Source organism: Streptosporangium sp. NPDC002607 (assembly GCF_053592655.1).
The window spans coordinates 1-1017 of the sequence record NZ_JBSFWD010000175.1 but is presented as its reverse complement, the minus strand read 5'-3'; the positions used below and the strand labels follow the sequence as shown (position 1 = coordinate 1017).

At 72.0% G+C, this 1017-nt stretch carries 1 protein-coding gene; it reads right to left on the bottom strand.

Annotation, left to right across the window (positions count from 1 at the left end):
- Window positions 1–1017, bottom strand: a 1017-nt coding sequence (locus ACWD3H_RS47715) for an MFS transporter (RefSeq protein ID WP_451959813.1), incomplete at both ends; no start/stop codon positions are given.

Below are 1017 nucleotides of genomic sequence, written 5' to 3'. Positions count from 1 at the left end.
CGTCGCCGGAGCGGTCTGTGGTGAGGCCGCCAGGCGTCCCGATCGATCCAGGGCGGCCACGGCCGCGGCGCAGCCAAGGCCGATCAGCGTCAGGGCCAGCCAGGGCAGGCTCGGCAGACCCAGCCGCGCGCCCAGATCCAGCGCCCACCCGGTGAGCAGGTTGCCCGCGGCGATGCCGATGCCGGCCAGGGTGCTGTAGAGCCCGTAATAGGTACCCACCATGTGCCGGCCGCCGAAGGTGGCGATGGTCGCCATCTCGAACGGATAGATGATCATGGTGGCCAGGCTGAGCAGCGCCGCCGTCCCCAGGACGGGGAGCAGCACGAGCACCCCGGCGACGCCGCCGGACGTGCCGGCGCCGCCCGCCCAGGGGGCGGCCAGGGCCACCGGGGCGAAGGCGAGCCCCATCAGGACCAGACCTCTGGCGATGGCCTGCGGCGGCCGCCAGCGCCGGGTCGCCCACGCGGTCAGGCGGGCCTGGCCGGCGATGGTCAGCACCGCGGAGACCACGAAGACGAGGGTGACCCCCAGCTCGCCACCCGTCACCCGGCGAATCTCCAGCGGCAGGCCCAGATAGACCTGGAAGTTCAGCACGTACGAACCGATCATGGCCAGCGAGAAGAGCAGGAAGGGCCGGTTGCCGAACACCTCGCGCCACTCCAGCAGCACGCCGCCTCTCTCCTCGGCCCGTGGACGCTCTCCTTTGGGCAGGGCCCGTAGCTGGGCGACGGTGAGCACGGCGAACATCACGCCCGCGATCAGGCAGACGAGCCTGAAGGCCACCGCGTTGAGCAGCAGGCCGATGAGCGGCCCGATCAGGATGCCGAGCTGGTAGAAGGCGTTGAACGCGGCGAACGCCTCGACCTTCCGCTCTCCTGCCTCCTGGGCGAGATAGGCCCGCACCGCGGGGTTGAACAGCGCGCCGGCGAACCCGGTCAGGGCCGAGGCGGTCACCAGCGTGGGCAGCGAGTCGGCCACGGCCAGCATCAGGAACGCGAGGGTGCGCAGCCCGCACCC